The sequence below is a fragment of the Tropicimonas sp. IMCC6043 genome, assembly GCF_004146235.1.
Taxonomy (GTDB): Bacteria; Pseudomonadota; Alphaproteobacteria; order Rhodobacterales; family Rhodobacteraceae; genus Tropicimonas.
In genome coordinates this window covers 308,400-328,665 of sequence record NZ_SELO01000002.1, presented here as the reverse complement: position 1 = coordinate 328,665, position 20,266 = coordinate 308,400, and the positions used below count along the sequence as shown (strand labels likewise).

The 20,266-nt window shown below is 65.5% G+C and carries 22 protein-coding genes; 13 read left to right on the top strand and 9 right to left on the bottom strand.

The window, feature by feature from the left end:
* Window positions 1-85 precede the first annotated feature (85 nt).
* Genes def (EU800_RS03875) through fmt form a run of 3 tightly spaced genes read left to right on the top strand, consistent with a single transcriptional unit; the run spans window position 86 to window position 2,012 of the window.
* Window positions 86-607: a peptide deformylase gene (gene def / locus EU800_RS03875; RefSeq protein ID WP_129628732.1), complete on the top strand. Its 522-nt coding sequence runs from the start codon at window positions 86-88 to the stop codon at window positions 605-607.
* A 5-nt stretch (window positions 608-612) separates the two neighbouring features.
* Window positions 613-1,116, top strand: coding sequence for a peptide deformylase (def, locus tag EU800_RS03870; protein WP_129628730.1), 504 nt, complete (start codon window positions 613-615; stop codon window positions 1,114-1,116).
* Complete coding sequence (fmt, locus tag EU800_RS03865; RefSeq protein WP_129628728.1) at window positions 1,113-2,012, top strand: methionyl-tRNA formyltransferase; 900 nt, start codon at window positions 1,113-1,115, stop codon at window positions 2,010-2,012. The genes def (EU800_RS03870) and fmt overlap by 4 nt, the downstream gene beginning before the upstream one ends.
* 22 nt (window positions 2,013-2,034) lie before the next feature.
* Here fmt and rnhA read toward each other — a convergent pair whose 3' ends face one another.
* The 8 genes from rnhA to EU800_RS03825 all read right to left on the bottom strand — a co-directional run bounded on the left by rnhA (window position 2,035) and on the right by EU800_RS03825 (window position 9,178).
* Entirely contained in the window at window positions 2,035-2,487 is a 453-nt protein-coding gene (gene rnhA, locus EU800_RS03860) for a ribonuclease HI (protein ID WP_129628726.1), read from the bottom strand.
* 39 nt (window positions 2,488-2,526) lie between these two features.
* Window positions 2,527-3,123, bottom strand: coding sequence for a class I SAM-dependent methyltransferase (locus EU800_RS03855; protein WP_129628724.1), 597 nt, complete (start codon window positions 3,121-3,123; stop codon window positions 2,527-2,529).
* A complete protein-coding gene (locus EU800_RS03850) occupies window positions 3,120-3,734 on the bottom strand; it encodes a LysE family translocator (RefSeq protein ID WP_129628722.1) in 615 nt (204 codons plus the stop codon). Before EU800_RS03850 ends, EU800_RS03855 begins: the two co-directional genes overlap by 4 nt.
* Window positions 3,731-4,684: a 4-hydroxy-3-methylbut-2-enyl diphosphate reductase gene (gene ispH, locus EU800_RS03845; protein WP_129628720.1), complete on the bottom strand. Its 954-nt coding sequence runs from the start codon at window positions 4,682-4,684 to the stop codon at window positions 3,731-3,733. Before ispH ends, EU800_RS03850 begins: the two co-directional genes overlap by 4 nt.
* A gap of 94 nt (window positions 4,685-4,778) precedes the next feature.
* Window positions 4,779-6,056 (bottom strand): glycosyltransferase, encoded by a 1,278-nt coding sequence (locus tag EU800_RS03840; RefSeq protein WP_129628718.1) that lies wholly within the window; start codon window positions 6,054-6,056, stop codon window positions 4,779-4,781.
* 28 nt (window positions 6,057-6,084) lie between these two features.
* The gene (locus EU800_RS03835; protein ID WP_129628716.1) at window positions 6,085-6,840 is read right to left on the bottom strand and encodes an HAD-IIB family hydrolase; all 756 of its coding nucleotides are present in this window, start codon (window positions 6,838-6,840) and stop codon (window positions 6,085-6,087) included.
* Window positions 6,837-8,384 carry a glycosyl hydrolase gene (locus EU800_RS03830; protein ID WP_129628714.1) on the bottom strand — a complete coding sequence of 516 codons (1,548 nt, stop codon included), beginning with the start codon at window positions 8,382-8,384 and terminating at the stop codon, window positions 6,837-6,839. The genes EU800_RS03835 and EU800_RS03830 overlap by 4 nt, the downstream gene beginning before the upstream one ends.
* A gap of 218 nt (window positions 8,385-8,602) precedes the next feature.
* Complete coding sequence (locus tag EU800_RS03825) at window positions 8,603-9,178, bottom strand: NYN domain-containing protein (RefSeq protein WP_129628712.1); 576 nt, start codon at window positions 9,176-9,178, stop codon at window positions 8,603-8,605.
* A gap of 130 nt (window positions 9,179-9,308) precedes the next feature.
* Here EU800_RS03825 and folK point away from each other — a divergent pair, with 130 nt between their 5' ends.
* The 4 genes from folK to EU800_RS03805 all read left to right on the top strand — a co-directional run bounded on the left by folK (window position 9,309) and on the right by EU800_RS03805 (window position 13,190).
* Window positions 9,309-9,854: a 2-amino-4-hydroxy-6-hydroxymethyldihydropteridine diphosphokinase gene (folK, locus tag EU800_RS03820; RefSeq protein ID WP_242500394.1), complete on the top strand. Its 546-nt coding sequence runs from the start codon at window positions 9,309-9,311 to the stop codon at window positions 9,852-9,854.
* Window positions 9,855-9,929: 75 nt separating this feature from the next.
* Window positions 9,930-10,286 (top strand): DNA-directed RNA polymerase subunit omega, encoded by a 357-nt coding sequence (rpoZ, locus tag EU800_RS03815; RefSeq protein WP_129628710.1) that lies wholly within the window; start codon window positions 9,930-9,932, stop codon window positions 10,284-10,286.
* A gap of 43 nt (window positions 10,287-10,329) precedes the next feature.
* Window positions 10,330-12,492, top strand: coding sequence for a bifunctional (p)ppGpp synthetase/guanosine-3',5'-bis(diphosphate) 3'-pyrophosphohydrolase (locus EU800_RS03810; protein WP_129628708.1), 2,163 nt, complete (start codon window positions 10,330-10,332; stop codon window positions 12,490-12,492).
* Between the two features lie 14 nt (window positions 12,493-12,506).
* A complete protein-coding gene (locus EU800_RS03805; RefSeq protein ID WP_129628706.1) occupies window positions 12,507-13,190 on the top strand; it encodes a DUF2062 domain-containing protein in 684 nt (227 codons plus the stop codon).
* Window positions 13,191-13,346: 156 nt separating this feature from the next.
* Here EU800_RS03805 and EU800_RS03800 read toward each other — a convergent pair whose 3' ends face one another.
* Complete coding sequence (locus EU800_RS03800) at window positions 13,347-15,695, bottom strand: DNA topoisomerase IV subunit A (RefSeq protein WP_129628705.1); 2,349 nt, start codon at window positions 15,693-15,695, stop codon at window positions 13,347-13,349.
* Between the two features lie 164 nt (window positions 15,696-15,859).
* Here EU800_RS03800 and EU800_RS03795 point away from each other — a divergent pair, with 164 nt between their 5' ends.
* From EU800_RS03795 to EU800_RS03770, 6 genes are all read left to right on the top strand, one after another.
* Window positions 15,860-16,453 carry an SH3 domain-containing protein gene (locus EU800_RS03795; protein WP_165354552.1) on the top strand — a complete coding sequence of 198 codons (594 nt, stop codon included), beginning with the start codon at window positions 15,860-15,862 and terminating at the stop codon, window positions 16,451-16,453.
* Window positions 16,454-16,512: 59 nt separating this feature from the next.
* Window positions 16,513-17,367, top strand: a complete 855-nt coding sequence (locus EU800_RS03790) for an SDR family oxidoreductase (protein WP_129628701.1) — start codon at window positions 16,513-16,515, stop codon at window positions 17,365-17,367.
* A gap of 73 nt (window positions 17,368-17,440) precedes the next feature.
* Window positions 17,441-17,644 (top strand): twin transmembrane helix small protein, encoded by a 204-nt coding sequence (locus tag EU800_RS03785; protein WP_129628699.1) that lies wholly within the window; start codon window positions 17,441-17,443, stop codon window positions 17,642-17,644.
* 2 nt (window positions 17,645-17,646) lie between these two features.
* Complete coding sequence (locus EU800_RS03780) at window positions 17,647-18,219, top strand: cob(I)yrinic acid a,c-diamide adenosyltransferase (RefSeq protein WP_129628697.1); 573 nt, start codon at window positions 17,647-17,649, stop codon at window positions 18,217-18,219.
* A 204-nt stretch (window positions 18,220-18,423) separates the two neighbouring features.
* Window positions 18,424-19,185 carry an electron transfer flavoprotein subunit beta/FixA family protein gene (locus EU800_RS03775; RefSeq protein WP_129628695.1) on the top strand — a complete coding sequence of 254 codons (762 nt, stop codon included), beginning with the start codon at window positions 18,424-18,426 and terminating at the stop codon, window positions 19,183-19,185.
* Complete coding sequence (locus EU800_RS03770; protein WP_129628693.1) at window positions 19,185-20,111, top strand: FAD-binding protein; 927 nt, start codon at window positions 19,185-19,187, stop codon at window positions 20,109-20,111. Before EU800_RS03775 ends, EU800_RS03770 begins: the two co-directional genes overlap by 1 nt.
* The last annotated feature ends 155 nt before the right edge of the window (window positions 20,112-20,266 follow it).

Here is a 20,266-nt window from a genome sequence, read left to right as displayed (position 1 = left end):
TGTCAGGCGGGAAACTACGCGCCGCGTCGCCCGGCGCAACCCCCCGATATTGCGCGTCGGCCGGGCTTGGCCTAAATGCCCCTCCATGACCCTTCGTTCGATCCTCATACATCCCGATCCGCGCCTGAAAAAGGTCTGCGATCCCGTGCCGGATATCACCGACGAGCTTCGGCGGCTCGCCGACGACATGCTCGAGACGATGTATGATGCGCCCGGCATCGGTCTCGCCGCGCCGCAGGTCGGCGTCACGCAGCGGCTGATCGTGCTCGACTGTGTGCGCGACGGCGAAGGCGAGCCGCGCCCGATCGTCATGTTCAATCCCGAGATCGTCGCCGCGTCGGAGGAAAAGAACACCTACGAAGAGGGCTGCCTCTCGATCCCGGAGAACTTCGCCGAGATCGAGCGCCCCGCGGAGGTTACGGCGCGCTGGATCGACCGCGACGGTGCAGAGCAGCAGGAAGATTTCGCCGGGCTCTGGGCGACCTGCGTGCAGCACGAGATCGACCATCTCGACGGCGTGCTCTTCATCGACTACCTCACGCCGCTGAAGCGCCAGCTCATCACGCGCAAGATGCAGAAGCTCAAGCGCGAGCGGGCGCGGGCCTGAGGCGCATGCCCGTCCGGCCCTTCGTCCCCTGGCCCGACCGGCGGCTCAGGACGCCTGCCGCGCCGGTGGGCGAGATCACCGACGCGATCCGGGCCACCTGGGACGACATGGTCGACACGATGGAAGCGATGCCCGGCCTCGGTCTCGCCGCGCCGCAGATCGGTGTGATGCTGCGCCTCGCCGTGGTCGATTGCTCGAAGGAACGCGGACAGGTTGTGCGGCTCGCCGATCCGGAGATCCTGTCCGCCTCGGACGCGCTCTTTGCTTATGACGAAGGCAGCCCTAACCTGCCGGGCATGCATGCACGGCTGGAGCGGCCGGCCCGGGTAGACGTGGCATATACCGACGAGACCGGTGCCCGTGTGACCCGCGTCTTCGAGGATCTCTGGGCGACGTCGGTACAACACCAGATCGACCATCTTGCGGGGCGGATGTATTTCGACCGGCTGAGCCGGACCAAACGCGACATGCTGTTGAAGAAGGCCCGCAAGGCCGGGGGGAGAGGATGAAACTCGTCTTCATGGGAACGCCGGAGTTTTCCGTGCCGGCGCTTGACGCGCTGATCGCGGCCGGCCACCAGATCCTTGCAGTTTACACACAGCCGCCGCGCCCCGCCGGACGTGGCAAGAAGGACCGCCCGAGCCCGGTGCAGGCCCGTGCCGAGGCGCTCGGGCTCACCGTCCGGCACCCGATCTCCCTGAAGCCGCAGGAAGAAAAGGACGCCTTCGCCGCGCTGGGCGCCGAGATCGCCGTGGTCGTGGCCTACGGGCTCATCCTGCCTCGCGCCGTGCTCGACGCACCGGAGCGCGGCTGCCTGAACATCCACGCCTCGCTGCTGCCGCGCTGGCGTGGCGCCGCGCCGATCCACCGGGCGATCCTCGCAGGCGATGCCGAAACCGGCATCTGCATCATGCAGATGGAGGCGGGGCTCGACACCGGCCCGGTGCTGATGCGCCGCGCCACCTCGATCGGGGCTGAGGACACCACGGCGGATCTGCATGACCGGCTGTCTGCGATGGGCGCGGAGATGATCGCCGAGACGTTGGCGCGGATCGACGGGCTCGTGCCCGAGCCGCAGCCCGAGGCGGGCGTCACCTATGCCGAGAAGATCGACAAGGGGGAGGCCCGGATCGACTGGTCCCGACCCGCAGAAGTGGTGGACCGCCAGATCCGCGGTCTCTCGCCTTTCCCGGGTGCGTGGTGCGAGATTGGCGGCGAGCGGGTGAAGCTCCTGCGAAGCCGTCTGGCTACGGGTGAGGGCGCGCCGGGCACGGTGCTCGAGGGTTTCAGGGTCGCCTGCGGGTCGGGGGCCGTCGAAGTGCTGGAGGCGCAGCGGCAGGGCAAGCGGCCGATGCCGGCAGGCGAGATCCTGCGGGGCATGGACCTGCCGCCGACGCTCGGCTGAGGCGGGGCAGCCCGGGGCCGTTTCAGCCCTTGAAGGGCGCCATCCCCTCCCGCGCGAGCGCGTCGGCCCGCTCGTTCTCCGGGTGCCCCGCGTGGCCCTTCACCCATTCCCAGCGGACCTCGTGGCGCGCCTGCGCCGCGTCCAGCCGCTTCCAGAGTTCCTCGTTTTTCACCGGCTTCTTTGACGCCGTTTTCCAGCCGTTCCGCTTCCAGCCATGGATCCAGCCGCTGACCCCGTTCTTCACATAGGCCGAATCGGTGATGACGGTGATCGCGGAAGGACGGCTCAGGCTCTCCAGCGCGTTGATCGCCGCCAGGAGTTCCATCCGGTTGTTTGTGGTCGCAGTCTCGCCGCCGCACAGCGCGCGCTCCTTGACGACAGTCTCGCCCTCGCGCGCCTGCAGGAGCACGCCCCAGCCGCCGGGACCGGGATTGCCAGAACAGGCGCCGTCCGTGAATGCATAGAGATCAGCCATGCCGGGCGGATAAAGCAGGGCGCGGGACGGGGCAAGCGGTCAGGGGCGTCGTGCCCGGAGAAGGATGAAGCGATGCGTGCTGCCGTCGAACCCGGTGCCTTCGCCGGTCTCGCTGTCCGTCACCAAAAATCCGGCCCCCGCCAGCAGTTCCTCGAGTTCCGCCTGCTCGTAATAGGTGTATAGCCGGTCCTTGCCGTCGCGCGCTTCGCCGGTCCCGAGCTTCATTGCCAGCAAGAGGAGCCCGCCCGGCCGCAACGCCCGCGCAAGCGCCGCGAGCAGACCCGGCAATGCAGCGCGCGGGGCGTGAAGCAGGCTGTAATGCGCCCAGATGCCGTCATAGACAGCCTCGCCGTCGATCTCCTCGAACGCCGCCTGCCGAACCTTGATGCCGTGCCGTCGCAGCGCGACCTCGGCCATGCCGGCGGAGGCATCGACCGCGTCGACCCTGAGCCCGCGCTCCACCATCCGCGCCGCCCAGTTCCCTGGCCCGCAGCCGAGATCGAGCACGTCGCCGCCTTCGGGAAGGCTGTCGATGAACCGTTCGAGCTGCCGGTAGGGTCGGTCGGACCGGTTGAGCGTGGCATAGCCCTCTGCCTGGTTGTCATAGACCGCGAGGGTGCGCGAATCCCGCGTCATGCCCGCTCGAAGGCGAGCCGAAGCCCGAGCGCAGCGAAAATCGCCGCGAAGGAGCGGTTGAGCCAGCGCATCGCGCGTTCGCTCGAGAGGACCGAGTCGCGGGCGGCGGCGGCGAACGCCCCATAGAGCGCGAAGACGACGAATGTCATCGCCATGAAGATACCGCCGAGAAGCAGCATCTCGGGTGTTGCACTGGCCGGGTCGCCGGACAGGAAGGGCGGCAGAAGCGCGAGGAAGAAGATCGAGAGCTTCGGGTTGAGGATGTTGATCAGTGCACCGCGGCGGGCGATCGGCCAGGCGTTCGGCGCCGCGCGGCTCGGCGTGATTGCGAGCGCGCCGCCTTCGCGCAGCGCCTGCCAGGCAAGCCAGAGCAGATAGGCGACGCCGGCAAATTTCACCACCTGGAAGAGCAGGGCGGAGGTGTGAAGTACGGCGGCGAGGCCAAGCATGGCGGCGGCGAGATGCGGCACGATACCGAACGTGCAGCCGAGCGCCGCCCAGAACGAGGCACGTCGGCCCCGGCCTAGCCCAGTGGCGAGCGTGTAGACGACGCCGGTGCCCGGCGCGACGACAACGACGAAAGCGGTAATGAGGAAGTGCAGCGAGATCATGCGTGGGCCTCTCTGAAGACGCGCGGAACCTTGAACTCGATTGTCTCCCGCGCGGTCTCGATCGTCTCGACAGAGACCTTGTAGCGGTCAGAGAAGGCGTCGATCACCTCCTGGACGAGCACGTCGGGGGCAGAGGCGCCCGCCGTGATGCCGACCGCGCGCGCGCCCTCGAGCGACCGCCAGTCGATGTCGGTCGCACGCTGGACGAGCTGGGCATGGCCGCAGCCGGCCCGCGCGCCGACCTCGACGAGGCGGCGGGAGTTGGAAGAATTCGGCGCGCCGATCACCAGGATCGCGTCAACTCTGGGCGCCATCGCCTTGACAGCTTCCTGGCGGTTGGTCGTGGCGTAGCAGATATCTTCCTTGTGCGGCCCGACGATGGCGGGGAACCGCGCCCTGAGCGCGGCGACGACGCCGGCCGTATCGTCGATCGAAAGCGTGGTCTGGGTCACGTAGGCGAGCCTCTCGGGATCGCGCACCGAGAGCCCGGCGACGTCCTCGGCCGTCTCGACCAGCAGGACCTCTCCCTCGGGAAGCTGGCCCATCGTGCCGATCGTTTCGGGATGGCCGGCATGGCCTATCATGACGATCTGGAGACCCGCCTCCGCATGGCGCTCTGCCTCCAGATGCACCTTGCTCACCAGCGGACACGTGGCGTCGACATAGATCATGTTGCGCCGCTCTGCCTCCGCCGGAACCGATTTTGGCACACCATGGGCAGAGAAGATGACAGGGCGGTCGGGCGGACAGTCTTCAAGCTCCTCGACAAAGACGGCGCCCTTGGCGCGCAGGCCGTCGACGACAAAGCGGTTGTGGACGATCTCGTGGCGCACATAGACCGGCGCCCCCCATTTCTCGAGCGCCATCTCGACGATCTTGATGGCCCGGTCGACGCCGGCGCAGAAGCCGCGGGGCGCGGCGAGATAGAGTGTCAGGGCGGGTCGGGTCATGGGCACCTCCGGGCTCAGAGGTAAGCGGAGGGACGGCCGGCGTCCAGCGGGTTTCGGGCGCGGCGGGCACGCTAAGCCCGCCGGCACCCGCATGTTACTGGAACGCGGACTGGTAGCGTCCCTTGAAGTTTTCGAAGATCTCGACCGTCCGTCTCGCGATGCCGGTCCAGCCGAACTGACGCCGGGCGAAACGTGCGCCTTCGACCATAAGCGTCTCACGCAACCGCTCGTGCTGCATCGGCATGTTCAGCATCGCCGCGAACTCCTGCGGCCGGGTGGGATCGGCCGCCAGGGTATGCCGGCCGAATTCCACCTGCTCGAACAGGCCGCCGCGCGTGGTGAGCACCGTGGGCGTGCCGCAGGCCATCGCCTCGACGGCGGTCATTCCGAACGGCTCGTAGCGTGACGGCAGGGCGAAGACGCCCGGCGCGCGGTAATAGTCGGCCAGTTCGTCGTCCGCGACATATCCCCGCCAGTCGATGTGCTCGGAAACGCCGAGCTCCGCCGCCTGCGCCTTCCAGGAATCGATCAGCTTTCGGTCCTCGTCCGAGTTTGCACCGGCCGCCAGCACCAGCCGCGCGTCTGGCTGCATCTGCCGGAGATAGGACAGCGCCTGGATCGCGAGGTCGTAGCCCTTGTTGGTCGCGGCACGCCCGACGACATAGACGTCCTTGTCGGACATGTTGAGCCGCGCGCGGATATCCCTGAGTTGCTGCGGCGTCACGGGGGTGAAGCGCGCCTCGTCAATGCCTGGCGGGATCATCGTGATATGCCCGCTCGGCAGCTCGTATTCCTCCTCGATCAACGTCGTCTGCTGCTCGCTCGTGGTGATGACGTGGTCGCAGCTCCGGTAAAGCACGAATTCCTTCTGGATGCGCTCGTCGAACCGGTAATTCGCGGCCTTGCCCTCGCCGAGGCTCTTCATGTCCTTGGCCTTCCACCAGCCGAGTGAATGCGGCGTGTGGATATGCGGGATTTCCAGCTCTTCGGCGATCTTCTGGCCCGACACGCCGGCATCCCAGTAGTGGCTGTTCACCACGTCGTAATGCAGCCCATGCCGACGGATCGCCGCAAGCGTGTTGGAGACGAAATCGCCGTACCAGTCGTGCATGTCCTCCTTGCGGATGAACTTCTTGCCGCCGAACGGGATCCGCCAGACCCGCAGGTTGTCGTTGATCTTGTCCTCGGCAGGCTGATCCTCGAACTGCCGGGTCAGCACGTCGACATTGTAGCCGAGCCGCGCAAAGCGCTTGGCCAGTTCCATGACGAAGACGACCTGCCCGCCGGTGTCAGGCTTGCCGAGTTCGGGCGATCCCGCAACATAGCCGTGGAGCGAGATCAGCATGAGCGATCCGGAGTGAGAATTTGCCATGGGTAAGGTATGGCCTCCTTTTTCTTGTTCAGTTTTCTTCGGCATCGCCCGGCAGGGCGCCGAAATGAATGAGCCCCTCCAGCACTCCGGCTGCATGGGGCTTTCGTGCATGGTAGAAGGAGCCGGGGTCGAGCCGGCTCACAAGCTCGTGGCGCGCATTCGCCACGGCGATCCGGTTTTGCGCCGCGCGGAACATCGCGAGGTCATTGCCGCTGTCTCCGGCGACGACGAGCCGCGAGAGCCCGCAGCCGAGCGCCGCGGCCAGCGCCAGCGTGGCGGCATCCTTGCCCGCGTTTTCCGGAATGACGTCGAAATCGTCGGTGCCGGAGGCGATGATCCGGCAGGGGAGCCCGTCCGCAGCGAGCGCGGCGCGGGCCTCGTCCTGCGCCGTGCCGGCGGGAATCGCGAAGCTGACCTTGCGTCCGGTCTGGAATTCGTCCGCGTGCGGCCGGTGTCCGAGCGCCTCCAGCAGCCGATAGATCCGTGCCTGCGGCCAGCCGGCGAAGCGTGCCTCCCAATCCGGCAGTGGTCGGCCGTCGAGCGATATTTCTGTCCCGAGCGCGGTGATCACGGCATCCGGCACGAAGCCGTCCGGGAAGTCGTTTTGCAGAGTGCGCGCGACGCTTCCAGCCGGGCGGCTCGAATTCACCGCGACGCGTAGCCGGTGGCGGCTCCGTCCGATCGCCTGCGCGAACCGCTCCAGAGCGGCGTCGTCTCCGGTCAGCGTGTCGTCGATATCGCTCACCAGAAGCCAGGCGCTGCTTTCCTGAGTCCTGTCGGTCATGGGCCTATCGGGATTTCCCGCGCGCTCGGCATGTCGCTGTGCCGGGTCGAGGTGTAGACCGTCTCTTCTTCCGCCATCGCGCGGTGCAGCGTCTCCACCGTGATATCCTCCAGACGGATCTTGGCGGACTCGGTGTAGAAACCGAGCCGCCCGCAACCATAGGTTTCGTCGGCCACGCAGAGCGTAACCTGCCCGTTCATCGAGAACTCGAGATACGAGCCGTGCGCGACGATCTCGATGTCCCAGATCTTGCGGGGGTCATGGCTCAGGAAACTGCCGCTCTGTAGCGTGGCGAAGTTGAACGCATGTTCGAACTCGGCATTGGGATTGGCACCCCAGCGGCGAAGTTGCGCGTAGCCCTGCACCAGGTCGAGCGCGAGGAAGTAACCGTCGCCCTCCTCGGAGACCCGCAGCACCAGGCCGCATTTTCCGATCCCTTCGAGCTGAAGCCGCGCCCGCAGCCGGAAATTCTCGTGTTCGCCCGGCACGAGAAATGCCTCATATCCGCTCTCGCAGGAGACATGCACCTCGCCGCCGCCATCCGAGATCGTTGCGTGTGGATTGCGGAACAGGGTGGAGAACTCTGCCGGACCGGTGACGCGGAAACGGTCCCGGACCAGTTCGTCGAAACCGTAGAACGATGTCGGGATGAGGCGTCCGCGGTCATCGGCCACCAACTCTTTCGGCGGCGGCAGAAGACGGGCGATCACCTCGCGGCCGTTGACGATCTCGGGCCTCTGGAAGAAGTTGAACAACAGTACCTTGTCCCCGCACCGGCAGATCCGCCCGGCGTAATTCCCCTTCGGCAACAGAACGTTGTCCGAAAAGTTCCAGAAGGGGCCGCGCAGGTCGTCGGCGTACCAGTAGTGGATCTTGGTGTCTTCCCGGATCGAGCCGATCAGGTAGAAGCGCCCGCCGATTTCGATCAGGTTGGGCACTTCGACATCGTCATAGAGGCCAGGCCGGTGCAGCGGCGACTCGAACTCGAACTGGTCGGGCGCTGTCTCGCGGGCAACGCCCACGCATCCCCTCCGAATGATCGGGCCGTCCTTGGTGCGCGCGGCTGCCAGCAGGTAGCCCGCGCCGCTCTCGGCGTCCCGATAGAAGAAGGGATCCCGGAAACTGACCCATTTGCGGCCCTCATCGACCCTTGACTCGTACCAGGCGCCCGAGATTTCCAGCGGGTAGCCGGCGGACTCGTCCTTGGTCCAGGTGTAGAGGTCTTCGGACCGTGCCAGGCCGACGCGTTGGACACGCCCGTATTCGGCCCGCGACAGACCTGTGTAGAACATCCGCCAGGCGCCGGGCTGTTCCGGGTCCGGCGAGACATGCATGGTCCAGAGCATGTCGTCGTCCCAGCTGCCGGGATCGCCGACGAACAGCGCGTTCCGAACCCGCCGCCACGTCATGCCGTCCTTGCTGACGGCATGGGCGATGAAATCGTGGTTGGGAAGCACGAGGTGAAAAAGGTGATAACGGCCATCGTGGTAGACGACATCGACATCGCCAATGTCTGACCGCAAGAATCCATGAGAGGCATACATGGGCGCAATCTGCCCAATTAAGCCACGGAAAGCAAATCACTCGCCGGGAGTGTCCCGGCCCGCTCCTGCCGCGCGGCGGTCTACAGCGCCAGCTCAAGCACCTTCATCCCTCGCAAAGTGAGGTCTTCAGAAAGCCTGTGACGGGGCGCGGCGAGCCCACGCCAAGAGGGACGATCCGCAACAGGCGGACCGACACTCGACGCGCCGCGCTGGTCCCGTCAGTCGCGCGCGAATTCCTCGGAACGAGTCGTCTCGGTGCGCGGCTCGCGTGGCGGCCGGCCGATCACGTCCTTCAACTCGTCGAGCTCGATGAAATTGTCCGCCTGCCGGCGCAGTTCGTCGGCGATCATCGGCGGCTGGCTGCGGATTGTCGAAACGACCGAAACCCGTACGCCGGAGCGTTGCAGAGTCTCCACAAGCGGCCGGAAATCTCCATCCCCGGAGAACAGCACGATGTGATCGACATGCGGAGCCAGTTCCATGGCATCGACCGTCAGCTCGATGTCCATGTTGCCCTTCACCTTCCGGCGACCCTGGCTGTCGATATATTCCTTGGCCGGTTTGGTCACCATGGAGAAGCCGTTGTAATGCAGCCAGTCCACCAACGGGCGGATCGGCGAATAATCGTCATTCTCCAGAAGCGCGGTATAATAGAAAGCCCGCAGGAGTTTGCCGCGACGCATGAATTCCTGTCGTAGCAGCTTATAGTCAATATCGAATCCGAGCGCCTTTGCGGCCGCATACAGGTTCGACCCGTCGATGAAGAGCGCAAGCCGCTCGTCCCTGTAGAACATCAAATTTCCTTTCGGTATACCGCGCGCCCATGAAAGTGGTTGAGTGGAACAGTGCGCAACGGTCGGGCCAAAATAGGGAAAACCCTCCGTGCTTCAAGCTATAACACGTCACATAACGGATACAAAGACGTTGATTGGCCTCGGGTCTAATGTCGCATCACGTGACCTTTCGACCGCAGAGACCATCAGGGCGGCGCTGTCGGCACTCGGCAGCGAATCAGTCCGGATCACTGCGACCAGCCGGCTCTACCGCACACCTTGCGTGCCGGCAGGCGCGGGGCCGGACTATGTCAACGCGGTCGCGGAGCTCGAGACGACCCTGTCGGCCGAGGCGCTGCTCTCGCATCTTCACTCGATAGAGGCGGCGTTCGACCGGCGCCGCGAAAGCCGATGGGCTGCCCGGACTCTCGACCTCGACCTGCTGGACTACGGGGCAACCGTTGTGCCGGACCTGGACACCTGGACGCTCTGGCACGATCTTTCCTTCGAAGAACAGACCTCTCGCGCGCCGGAGCAGCTGATCCTGCCGCATCCGCGCCTGCAGGATCGCGCCTTCGTCCTGGTGCCGCTGGCCGAGATCGCGCCCGGCTGGCGTCACCCGGTCCTGGGACGGACCGCTGCCGAGCTATGCGCGGCGCTGCCCGAAGCCGACCGCGCCGCTGTCACCGCTCTTTGAAGGCGCAAGGCTTGCGCTTTTTGCCAAGGGGCGATATGAAACGCGCTCCCACCCACGGCAGGACTGGAGTTCCCTATGGCCCGCGTGACCGTAGAAGATTGCGTTGACAAGGTTCCCAACCGTTTCGAACTGGTGATGCTTGCCGCTCACCGGGCGCGCGAGATTTCCGCCGGGTCCGCGATCACGGTGGACCGCGACAACGACAAGAACCCGGTCGTCGCGCTGCGCGAGATCGCCGACGAGACCCAGCTCTCGGGCGCTCTGCGCGAGCGTCTCATCGAGGCCAACCAGACCCAGATCGAGGTTGACGAGCCGGAAGAGGATTCGATGGCGCTGCTGATGGGCGCCGAGGCTCCCGACAAGCCTGAACGAGACGACATGGACGAGGAAAAACTGCTGCGCGCCCTGATGGAAGCGCAGGAGCCTCGGTAGTTAGTCCGGACCGGCCCGGCACGGTAGCGAGTGGCCCCTGCGCATGATTGACGTCGAGGACCTGATCGCGCTCGTTACCGCCTACAACCCGAAGAGCGACACCGCCAAGATCCGCGAAGCCTATGCTTTCGGGTTCAAGATGCATGACGGTCAGGTTCGGCACTCGGGCGAGCCCTATTTCACCCATCCCGTCGCGGTGGCCGCGCTCCTGACCGAACAGCGGCTTGATGACGCCACGATCATCACTGCGCTGCTGCACGACACGGTCGAGGACACCCGCGCCTCCTATACCGATGTCGAAGCGCGCTTCGGCAAGGACGTGGCCGAGCTCGTCGACGGCGTCACCAAGCTCACCAACCTGCAGCTCTCGAGCTCGGAGACCAAGCAGGCCGAGAACTTCCGCAAGCTGCTGATCGCGATGTCCAAGGACCTCCGGGTGATCCTGGTGAAGCTCGCGGACCGCCTGCACAACATGCGCACGATCAAGTATCAGCGCCCGGAAAAGCAGGTTCAGAAGGCGCGGGAGACGATGGACATCTATGCTCCGCTCGCCGGCCGCATGGGCATGCAGTGGATGCGTGAGGAGTTGGAAGACCTAGCCTTTCGCGTGCTCAACCCGGAAGGGCGCAGCTCGATCATCCGCCGCTTCATCACGCTCCAGCGCGAAACCGGCGACGTGATCCACAAGATCACCCACGACATCCGCCTTGAGCTCGACAAGGTCGGCATCGAGGCCGATGTCTTCGGCCGCGCCAAGAAGCCCTATTCGATCTGGCGCAAGATGCAGGAAAAGGGACTCGGCTTCTCGCGGCTCGCCGACATCTACGGCTTCCGCGTCATCACCAACGACGTGCAGGACTGCTATCGCGTGCTCGGTGCGATCCACCAGCGCTGGAAGGCGGTGCCGGGGCGGTTCAAGGACTACATCAGCCAACCGAAATCGAACGGCTACCGATCGATCCACACCACGGTCTCGGGGCGCGACGGCAAGCAGGTGGAAGTGCAGATCCGTACGCGGCAGATGCACGAGGTCGCGGAATCGGGTGTCGCTGCGCATTGGTCCTATCGCGACGGCGTTCGGGCCGAGAACCCTTTCGCAGTCGATCCCGCCGAATGGATCAGCAACCTCTCCGAGCGGTTCAACGAGAGCGACACGGTGGATTTTCTCGAGCACATGAAGCTCGAGATGTATTCGGACCAAGTCTTCTGCTTCACGCCAAAAGGCGACGTGGTGAAGCTGCCCAAGGGGGCGACGCCGCTCGACTATGCCTATGGCATTCACACCAGGATCGGCGACAGCTGCGTCGGCGCCAAGATCGATGGTGTACGGGTGCCACTCTGGACGCGGCTGAAGAACGGGCAGTCGGTGGAGATCATTACCGCCGAGGGCCAGCGGCCGCAGGCGACATGGCTCGACATCGTGGTCACCGGACGGGCCAAATCCGCCATCCGGCGGAGCCTTCGCGAGGAAAACCGGGAGCGCTACATCAAGCTCGGAGGAGAACTGGCGCGCGTGGCCTTTGAACATGTCGGCAAGCGATCGACGCCCAAGGCACTGAAGACGGCGGCGAAACAGCTCGGATTGCAGGACCACAAGGAATTGCTCGCCCGGCTTGGCTCGGCCGAACTAACGGCGCGCGACGTCGTCTCGACGCTCTACCCCGAACTCGCCACGCGCGAGGGCGAGGAGGTCGAGCAGGGCCGCGCCGTGCTCGGCCTCGCTCCCGACCAGACGCCGACGCGCGGAACCTGCTGCCAACCGGTGCCGGGAGAGCGGATCGTCGGCATCACCTATCGCGGCCAGGGGGTCGTGGTGCACGCGATCGACTGTCCAACCCTCGTCGACCTCGAAGACCAGCCCGACCGCTGGATCGACCTGCACTGGCATTCCGGCCTTCACCCGGCGGCCTATACGGTGACTCTCGAGATGACGATCAGCAACGACGCCGGGGTTCTTGGGCGAATCTGCACATTGATCGGGGAGCAGAAGGCCAATATCTCGGATTTGCACTTCGTGGACAGGAAACCGGACTACTATCGCCTCGAAATCGACGTGGATCTGAGGGATGTGGAGAACCTGCACATGGTCATGACGGCGCTCGAGGCGGACAACGACGTCGCCGAGGTCAAGCGACTGCGCAGGGCCGACCGTAGTGCAGCCCGCCCGCTCGAACGTGTGGCACAGCGCATGGCCGCGTACGAATGAAGAGGTCCTGAAGCGTGGTCTTCAAGAGGCGAGACAAACGGAGTTGGCTCCGGATCCTTGGCGAGACCGTCTGGCCGCGCGGCGGCTGGGGGCGCGCGGCGATCTATGTCAAGCACCGCATCCGCCGCCTTCCTGACAAGCCGCACCGGATCGCCCGAGGGATCTTTGCCGGAGTCTTCGTCTCCTTCACCCCGTTCTACGGCCTCCACTTCCTCACCGCCTTCATCGTTGCCAAGGTGGTGGGCGGTAACATCCTTGCAGCGCTCCTGGCCACCTTCTTCGGCAACCCGATCACTTTTCCGATCATCGCGGCGATTTCGCTCCGCATGGGCTATTGGATCCTGGGACTGGAGGTGCCGCACGCGGCGCGCGAGTTGAGCCATGCAGCGCACGAGAAGATCGGCGAGCGGCTGATGCACACCTTCTCAGGCGCCTTTGCCGACCTCTGGACGAATTTTGTGGCACTCTTCACCGACGACGTGGCCAACTGGCACCGCCTCGGCCTCTTCTACCACGAGATCTTACTGCCCTTCCTGGTCGGAGGAATCTTGCCGGGTTTCATCGCCGGCCTCGTTGCCTATCAGGTCACGCTTCCGCTGATCACCGCGTACCAGAACCGCCGCCAATTGCGGCTCAAGCGAAAGCTCGAGGAGATCCGCTCGGCGGGCCACAGGAAGATCTCCGAGCCCGGGCACTGACCTTTCCGTTGGGACGACGTTTCCATGTCTCCGGCGGTGAAATTCTGGAACAGAAGAAAACCGGGCGGGGATGCAGGATACACGTGCGCTCGGTTCCTGATTCTGGAGCCGGGCGTCATCTCCCGCCGCCGCGGGGGGGGGGCAACGCCCGCTTTCTCAGCTGAACTTGTTGTCGCGCGGGAAGCCGTAGGGCGGTTGCCGGCCAACGCCGGCGCGCTTGCCGACATAGGGCGAAAGATCCTTCTCGTGCCTGGTCTGGCCGTTCGGCATTTGCCATTTCAGGCCTTCCTCGGCGTCGAATGTTGTGAGATCCGAAAGCCCGCCGTCGAGTTCCAGCATCCCCTGCCGACCGCGGGTCTGATTGTATTTCTGGATCCGCACACCCTTGCCGCGGGTCATTTCTGGCAATTCGCTCACCGGGAAGACGAGGAACTTCCGGTTCCGCGATATCACCGCCACGTGGTCGCCTTCCACGGGTTTGCAGATCACCGCAGTCACGTCGTCCTTCACGTTCAGCACCTGCTTGCCGGCGCGTGTCTGTGCCACGACCTCTTCGGCCGGCACGATAAATCCGTCGCCAGCCGAGGAGGCGACGAGGAGCCGTGTGCCGGGTCGATGGATCATCAGTGCGACGATCTCGGCCTCGTTGGGCAGGTCCACCATGAGGCGGACGGGCTCGCCCATCCCGCGGCCGCCGGGCAGCGCGGAGGCCGACAGCGTGTAGAAGCGGCCGTTCGAGCCAAAGACAAGCAGCCGGTCGGTGGTCTCGGCGTGGATGAGGAAGCGGCCCGCGTCGCCATCCTTGTATTTCATCTCTGTGTCGAGATCGATATGCCCCTTCATCGCCCGGATCCAGCCCATCTGTGAGCAGACCACGGTGATCGGTTCGCGGTCGATCATCGCCTCGAGCGGCACCTCGGCCACTTCGACGGCCCGGGCGAAATCTGTCCGGCGTTCGCCGCCGGGGGTGGATTTGCCGAAGGCCTTGCGGACCTCCCGCAGCTCTCCGGCGATCCGATCCCATTGCAGATCCTCGCTCTCGAGCAGGTCCTGGAGCCCCGCGCGCTCCTCCATCAGCGCGTCCCGTTCGCCGCGTAGCTCCATCTCCTCGAGCTTTCGGAGGGAGCGCAGGCGCATGTTGAGGATCGCCTCGGCCTGCACCTCGGAGAGCATTCCCTCGTCGCCTTCGGGCAGCGGGGCAGGCGGGACATAGTCGGCCTCCGACGTCGCTCGCGCGATGGGTCTGCCCCAGCTCTCCCGCTTCAGCGCTTCCTTCGGCGCCTCGTCGTAGCGGATGATGTCGATCACCCGGTCGAGGTTCAGAAAGGCGATGATGAAGCCTTCGAGCACTTCCAGCCGGTGGTCGATCTTCTCAAGCCGGTGCTCCGCGCGCCGGATCAGCACTGCGCGGCGATGGTCGAGGAAGGCGCGCAGCACTTCCTTGAGCGAGCAGACCTTCGGCGTGCGCCCGTCGATCAGTACGTTCATGTTCATCGAGAAGCGGGTCTCGAGGTCCGAGCTGCGGAACAGCATGTTCATCAGCACATCCGCGTCGACATTGCGCGAGCGCGGTTCGAGCACGATGCGGATGTCCTCGGCGCTTTCGTCGCGCACATCGGCGAGGATCGGCACCTTCTTGGTCTGGATCAGCTCGGCGAGTTTCTCGATCAGCTTCGATTTCTGCACCTGGTAGGGGATCTCGGTCACCACCACCTGCCACTGGCCGCGGCCGGTCTCCTCGATTTCCCAGCGGCAGCGCAGACGGAAGGCGCCGCGCCCGGTCCGATAGGTCTCGGCGATCGACTCGGGCGGCTCGACGATCACCCCGCCGGTGGGAAAATCCGGACCCGGGACGTAATTGAGCAGCGTGTCGTCGCGCGCCTCGGGCGTCTTGACGAGATGCAGGCAGGCCGCCACCAGTTCGTCGAGATTGTGGGGCGGGATGTTCGTCGCCATGCCGACGGCGATCCCGCTCGAGCCGTTCGCAAGGAGGTTCGGGAAGGCCGCCGGCAGCACCTCCGGCTCGGTCAGGGTGCCGTCGTAATTCTCGCGAAAATCGACGGAGTTCTCCGCCAGCCCGTCCATCAGCGCCTCGGAGGCCGCGGTGAGGCGCGCCTCGGTGTAGCGGCTCGCCGCCGGGTTGTCGCCGTCGATATTGCCGAAATTCCCCTGGCCGTCGACCAGCGGGTAGCGGATCACGAAATCCTGCGCCAGCCGCGCCATCGCGTCGTAGATCGCCGCATCACCATGCGGGTGATAGTTGCCCATCACGTCGCCCGAAATCTTGGCCGACTTGCGGAAGGCGCCGGTCGAAGTGAGGCGGAGCTCCCGCATCGCGTAGAGAATGCGCCGGTGGACAGGCTTCAGCCCGTCGCGCGCGTCCGGCAGGGCGCGGTGCATGATCGTGGAGAGCGCATAGGTCAGGTAGCGTTCGCCGATCGCCCGGCTCAGCGGCTCGGCGCTCTCGTTCGAGGGGATGTCCGGATCGTCCGCGTTGTCGCTCATAGCAGGCTGTGTATCCAAGCCGCTCGGCCTGAACAAGCGCGTCTCGCGCCGGAAATTGCCTCAGTATAGGCAATGTCACCGCTATTTTCGGCCTTTATCGGCTACTATGTCATAACGACTATTTTTGACGAATGATTCTCGCGTGTGTCCAAGGGGGGGAACCTATGCTTGGAAGATATGTTGCCGGAACGCTTCTGATCCTCGGTGTTGCCATGATCGTGGCACCGGACGCTCCAATTGAGAAAACCGATGTTGCGGTTTCGCGGACAGAGACCGAGCCTGTCGCGCTGGCGTCCGCTGAACCGGCGGCGATGGCTGACGCGGTGCGCAATGCACCGGAAGCCCTCGTGACGCCTGTGGTCGCGCGGGTTACGGAAGGCGACCTTCCCCCCGAACCTCTGCAGACCGGCGTCGAAGCAGCGCTTGCCGAGGCACTGGCGCTCGATGCGGTCGAGGAGAATGTCGGCACCGATGAGACCCGGGTGAGTTTTGAAGCCGCAGCGGCGACAGCCGCTCCTGCTCCCGAACCGATGCTGGCGGAACGGACGGCACGCGTGCTCTTTGTCACCGGCAGCCGGGTCAATGTCCGTTCCGGCCCCTCGACGGCGCACGAGGTCGTCGGTTCGGTCGGCTATGGTGACGAGGTCGAACTCGTGGCTTATGAGGGACTGAGCTGGGCACGGATTCGCATGGGCGACGGCGAGACGACCGGCTTCATGTCCCGAAAATTTCTCGCGGACGAGTTGGCCGGCGGCTGAACGCTTGCGCCTGCCGCCGCAGCGCGGCAGGAGGGGACGAGCAGCAGCGAGGCCCCTCGATGACCCGAGACGCGACGCCGGGCACGGCGCAAAAGACCATACTAATGACAGGCTGTTCCTCCGGGATCGGCCATGACGCCGCGCACGGGCTTGCGGCGCGCGGCTGGCGGGTCTTCGCCACCTGCCGCAAGGCCGAGGATGTTGCGCGGCTCGCATCCGAAGGGCTCGAAAGCCTGCGGCTCGACTATTCCGAACCCGAAACGATCACCGCCTGCGTGGCCGAGGTCGCCGCGCGCACCGGGGGCCGGCTCGACGCGCTCTACAACAACGGCGCCTTCGCTGTGCCTGGCGCGCTCGAGGATCTGCCGACTGACGGGCTCCGCGCGATCTTCGAGGCCAATCTCTTCGGCTGGCACGAGCTCACGCGACAGGTCTTGCCGATCATGCGTGCGCAGGGCGGCGGCAGGATCGTGCAATGTTCTTCGGTTCTCGGGCTGGTGCCCTTGAAATGGCGCGGCGCCTATGTCGCGACAAAATACGCGCTCGAGGGCATGACCGACGTGCTCCGGCTCGAGATGGCCGATGCCGGCATCAAGGTGATCCTGATTGAGCCGGGGCCGATCACTTCCCGGTTCCGGGTCAACGCGATCGCGCAGTTCGAACGCTGGATCGACTGGCGCGTTTCGCCCCGGGCGGCGCAATACGAGACGAGCCTGCTCAAGCGCCTCTACAGGACGCCGGCGCCGGACCGTTTCGAACTGCCGCCCGCGGCGGTAACCGCCAAGCTCGTCCGCGCGCTCGAGGCACGAAAACCGGCGCCGCGCTACTACGTCACAACGCCGACCTACATCATGGGTGCATTGCGCCGGCTGTTGCCAACCCGGGCGCTCGACTGGCTGGTCGCGAAGGGCTGAGCCAAGGAACGGGCTTCGCATTCGCCGCCCGTCGCGATATGCCGGTCCGTGGCACAAAGAGGGGAGAGAATCCATGCTGTCCGATCCGCTGTTCCTGCTCGCCGGCGCCGCGGTGCTCGTGGTGCTCTTCATCCTGTTGACCGGCATCGGCGGCTTTGGCCGAGGTGGCGCGTTCAACCGCAAGCACGCCAACCGCATCATGCGCTACCGGATCGCGGCGCAGTTCGTGGCGATCCTGCTGATCCTGCTCTTTGTCTGGCTGCGCCGGGGAGGTTGAAAATGGTTGTCCTGAACAAGATCTACACCCGCTCCGGCGATGGCGGCGACACGGCTCTCGGTAATGGCAGTCGCGTGGCCAAGTATTCGCCGCGGGTCGAAGCCTATGGCACGGTCGACGAGTGCAACGCGAGCGTCGGCTTGGCGCGGCTCCACGCGGACGGCGAGATCGACGCGCGCCTCGCCGCGATCCAGAACGACCTCTTCGATCTCGGCGCCGATCTTTGCCGACCGGAGATGGAGAAGGATGCCGAGGCCGAGTATCCGCCCCTGCGCATGGTTCCGAGCCAGGTCGAGCGGCTCGAGGCGGAGATCGACGAGATGAACGCGGACCTCGCGCCGCTGCGCAGCTTCATCCTGCCCGGCGGCTCGCCGCTGGCGGCGCACCTGCACCTCTGCCGGACGGTCTCGCGTCGCGCCGAGCGCCGTGCGGTGGAACTCGCCGCCACCGAGCCGGTGAACCCGGTCGCGGTAAAATATCTCAACCGGCTCTCCGACTGGTTCTTCGTCGCCTCCCGGCAGGCTAATTCGGGCGGCCAGGCGGATGTGCTCTGGGTGCCCGGCGCGACGCGCTGAGGCCAGCGCCGGCCACGATCCTGCGTTTCGCGCGCCATCCACGAAAGAATATGTCCTGGCCGCGACCAAAAAACGCGGTATCCGGGACCCGGCGAGAGGCTTTTTTTTGCTGTTGCAGCGAAGCCGGCTCCGCTAAGCACATTTCCGATGCACATGGAACGAAACCGCCGGTCCCGCGCGGCCGGCCAAGAGGGAGACACGTGAATGAAGGTCCTCGTACCCGTCAAGCGTGTGATCGACTACAACGTGAAGGTCCGCGTGAAGGCGGATGGCACGGGCGTCGATCTGGCCAACGTGAAAATGTCGATGAACCCGTTCGACGAGATCGCCGTGGAAGAAGCCATCCGCCTCAAGGAAGCCGGCAAGGTTGACGAGATCGTCGCCGTTTCGATCGGCGTCAAGCAGGCGCAGGAGACGCTCAGGACCGCGCTTGCCATGGGCGCTGACCGGGCGATTCTCGTGCAGGCCACCGAGGACGTTCACACCGATATCGAGCCGCTGGCCGTCGCCAAGATCCTCAAGGCGATCGTCGACGAGGAACAGCCGGGCCTCGTGCTTTGCGGCAAGCAGGCCATCGACAACGACCTGAACGCCACCGGCCAGATGCTCGCCGCGCTGATGGGGTGGGCTCAGGCGACTTTCGCTTCCGCGGTCTCGATCGAGGATGGCGCCGCGCTTGTCACCCGCGAGGTCGATGGCGGGCTCCAGACCGTGAAAGTCAAGCTGCCCGCCGTCATCACCGTGGACCTGCGGCTCAACGAGCCGCGCTATGCCTCGTTGCCCAACATCATGAAGGCCAAGAAGAAGCCGCTCGACATCAAGACACCGGACGACTTTGGCGTCGACGTCGCGCCGCGGCTGGAGATCGTCCGGACCAGCGAACCGGCAGCGCGCAAGGCCGGGGTGATCGTCGGTTCGGTCGACGAGTTGCTGACGAAACTGAAAGATGAAGCGGGGGTGCTCTGATGGCTGTTCTTCTTCTTGCGGACGTCAAGGACGGCCAGCTTGCCACTGATTCCGTTGCCAAGGCGCTGACGGCGGTTGCCTCGCTTGGCGAGGTCCATGTGCTTGTCGCCGGCGAAGGCGGAGACGGCGCGGCAGCCGAGGCCGCCACGCTCACAGGTGTCGCCAAGGTGCTCTTTGCCGGCGACCATGGGTTCTGTCACAGCCTCGCCGAGCCGGTGGCGGACCTGATCGTCTCGCTCGCCGGCGACTACACGCACGTCGTGGCGCCGGCGACCAGCGATGCGAAGAACATCCTGCCGCGCGTTGCCGCGCTGCTCGACGTCATGGTGATCTCCGACATTACCGCGGTGGTCGACGCCGACACGTTCGAGCGCCCGATCTATGCCGGCAACGCGATCCAGACCGTCCGGTCGGCGGATGCCAAGAAGGTCCTCTCGATCCGCACCGCGAGCTTCGACGCTGCGGCTGCGGGCGGCGCGGCGCCGGTCGAGGCGGTCGGCACGGGCGCAACCTCGGGTCTCTCCGAATGGGTCGAGGACAAGGTCGCGGCGTCCGACCGGCCCGAACTCACGTCGGCGGGTGTCGTCGTCTCTGGCGGCCGTGGCGTCGGCTCGGAGGAAGATTTCCGGCTCATCGAGGCGCTGGCCGACAAGCTCGGCGCCGCCGTCGGCGCCTCGCGCGCGGCGGTTGATTCGGGCTATGCGCCGAATGACTGGCAGGTCGGCCAGACCGGCAAGGTGGTGGCGCCGGAGCTCTACATCGCCATCGGCATCTCGGGGGCGATCCAGCACCTCGCCGGCATGAAGGATTCCAAGGTGATCGTCGCGATCAACAAGGACGAGGAAGCGCCGATCTTCCAGGTCGCCGATTACGGCCTCGTTGCGGATCTCTTTGCCGCCGTGCCGGAACTGACAAGCAAGCTCTGAGCCGGCCCGACCCCGGAATCGAACGGCAGGGCCCGCCAACCGGCGGGCCTTTTGCTTAGGTAAAGAAGACCATCAGCTGTTCCTCAAGGGCCGCGGCCGCGGCCTCGTGCACGGCCATGCCGGGGGTCTGGCGCGCGGCGGGGGCCTCGAGTTCC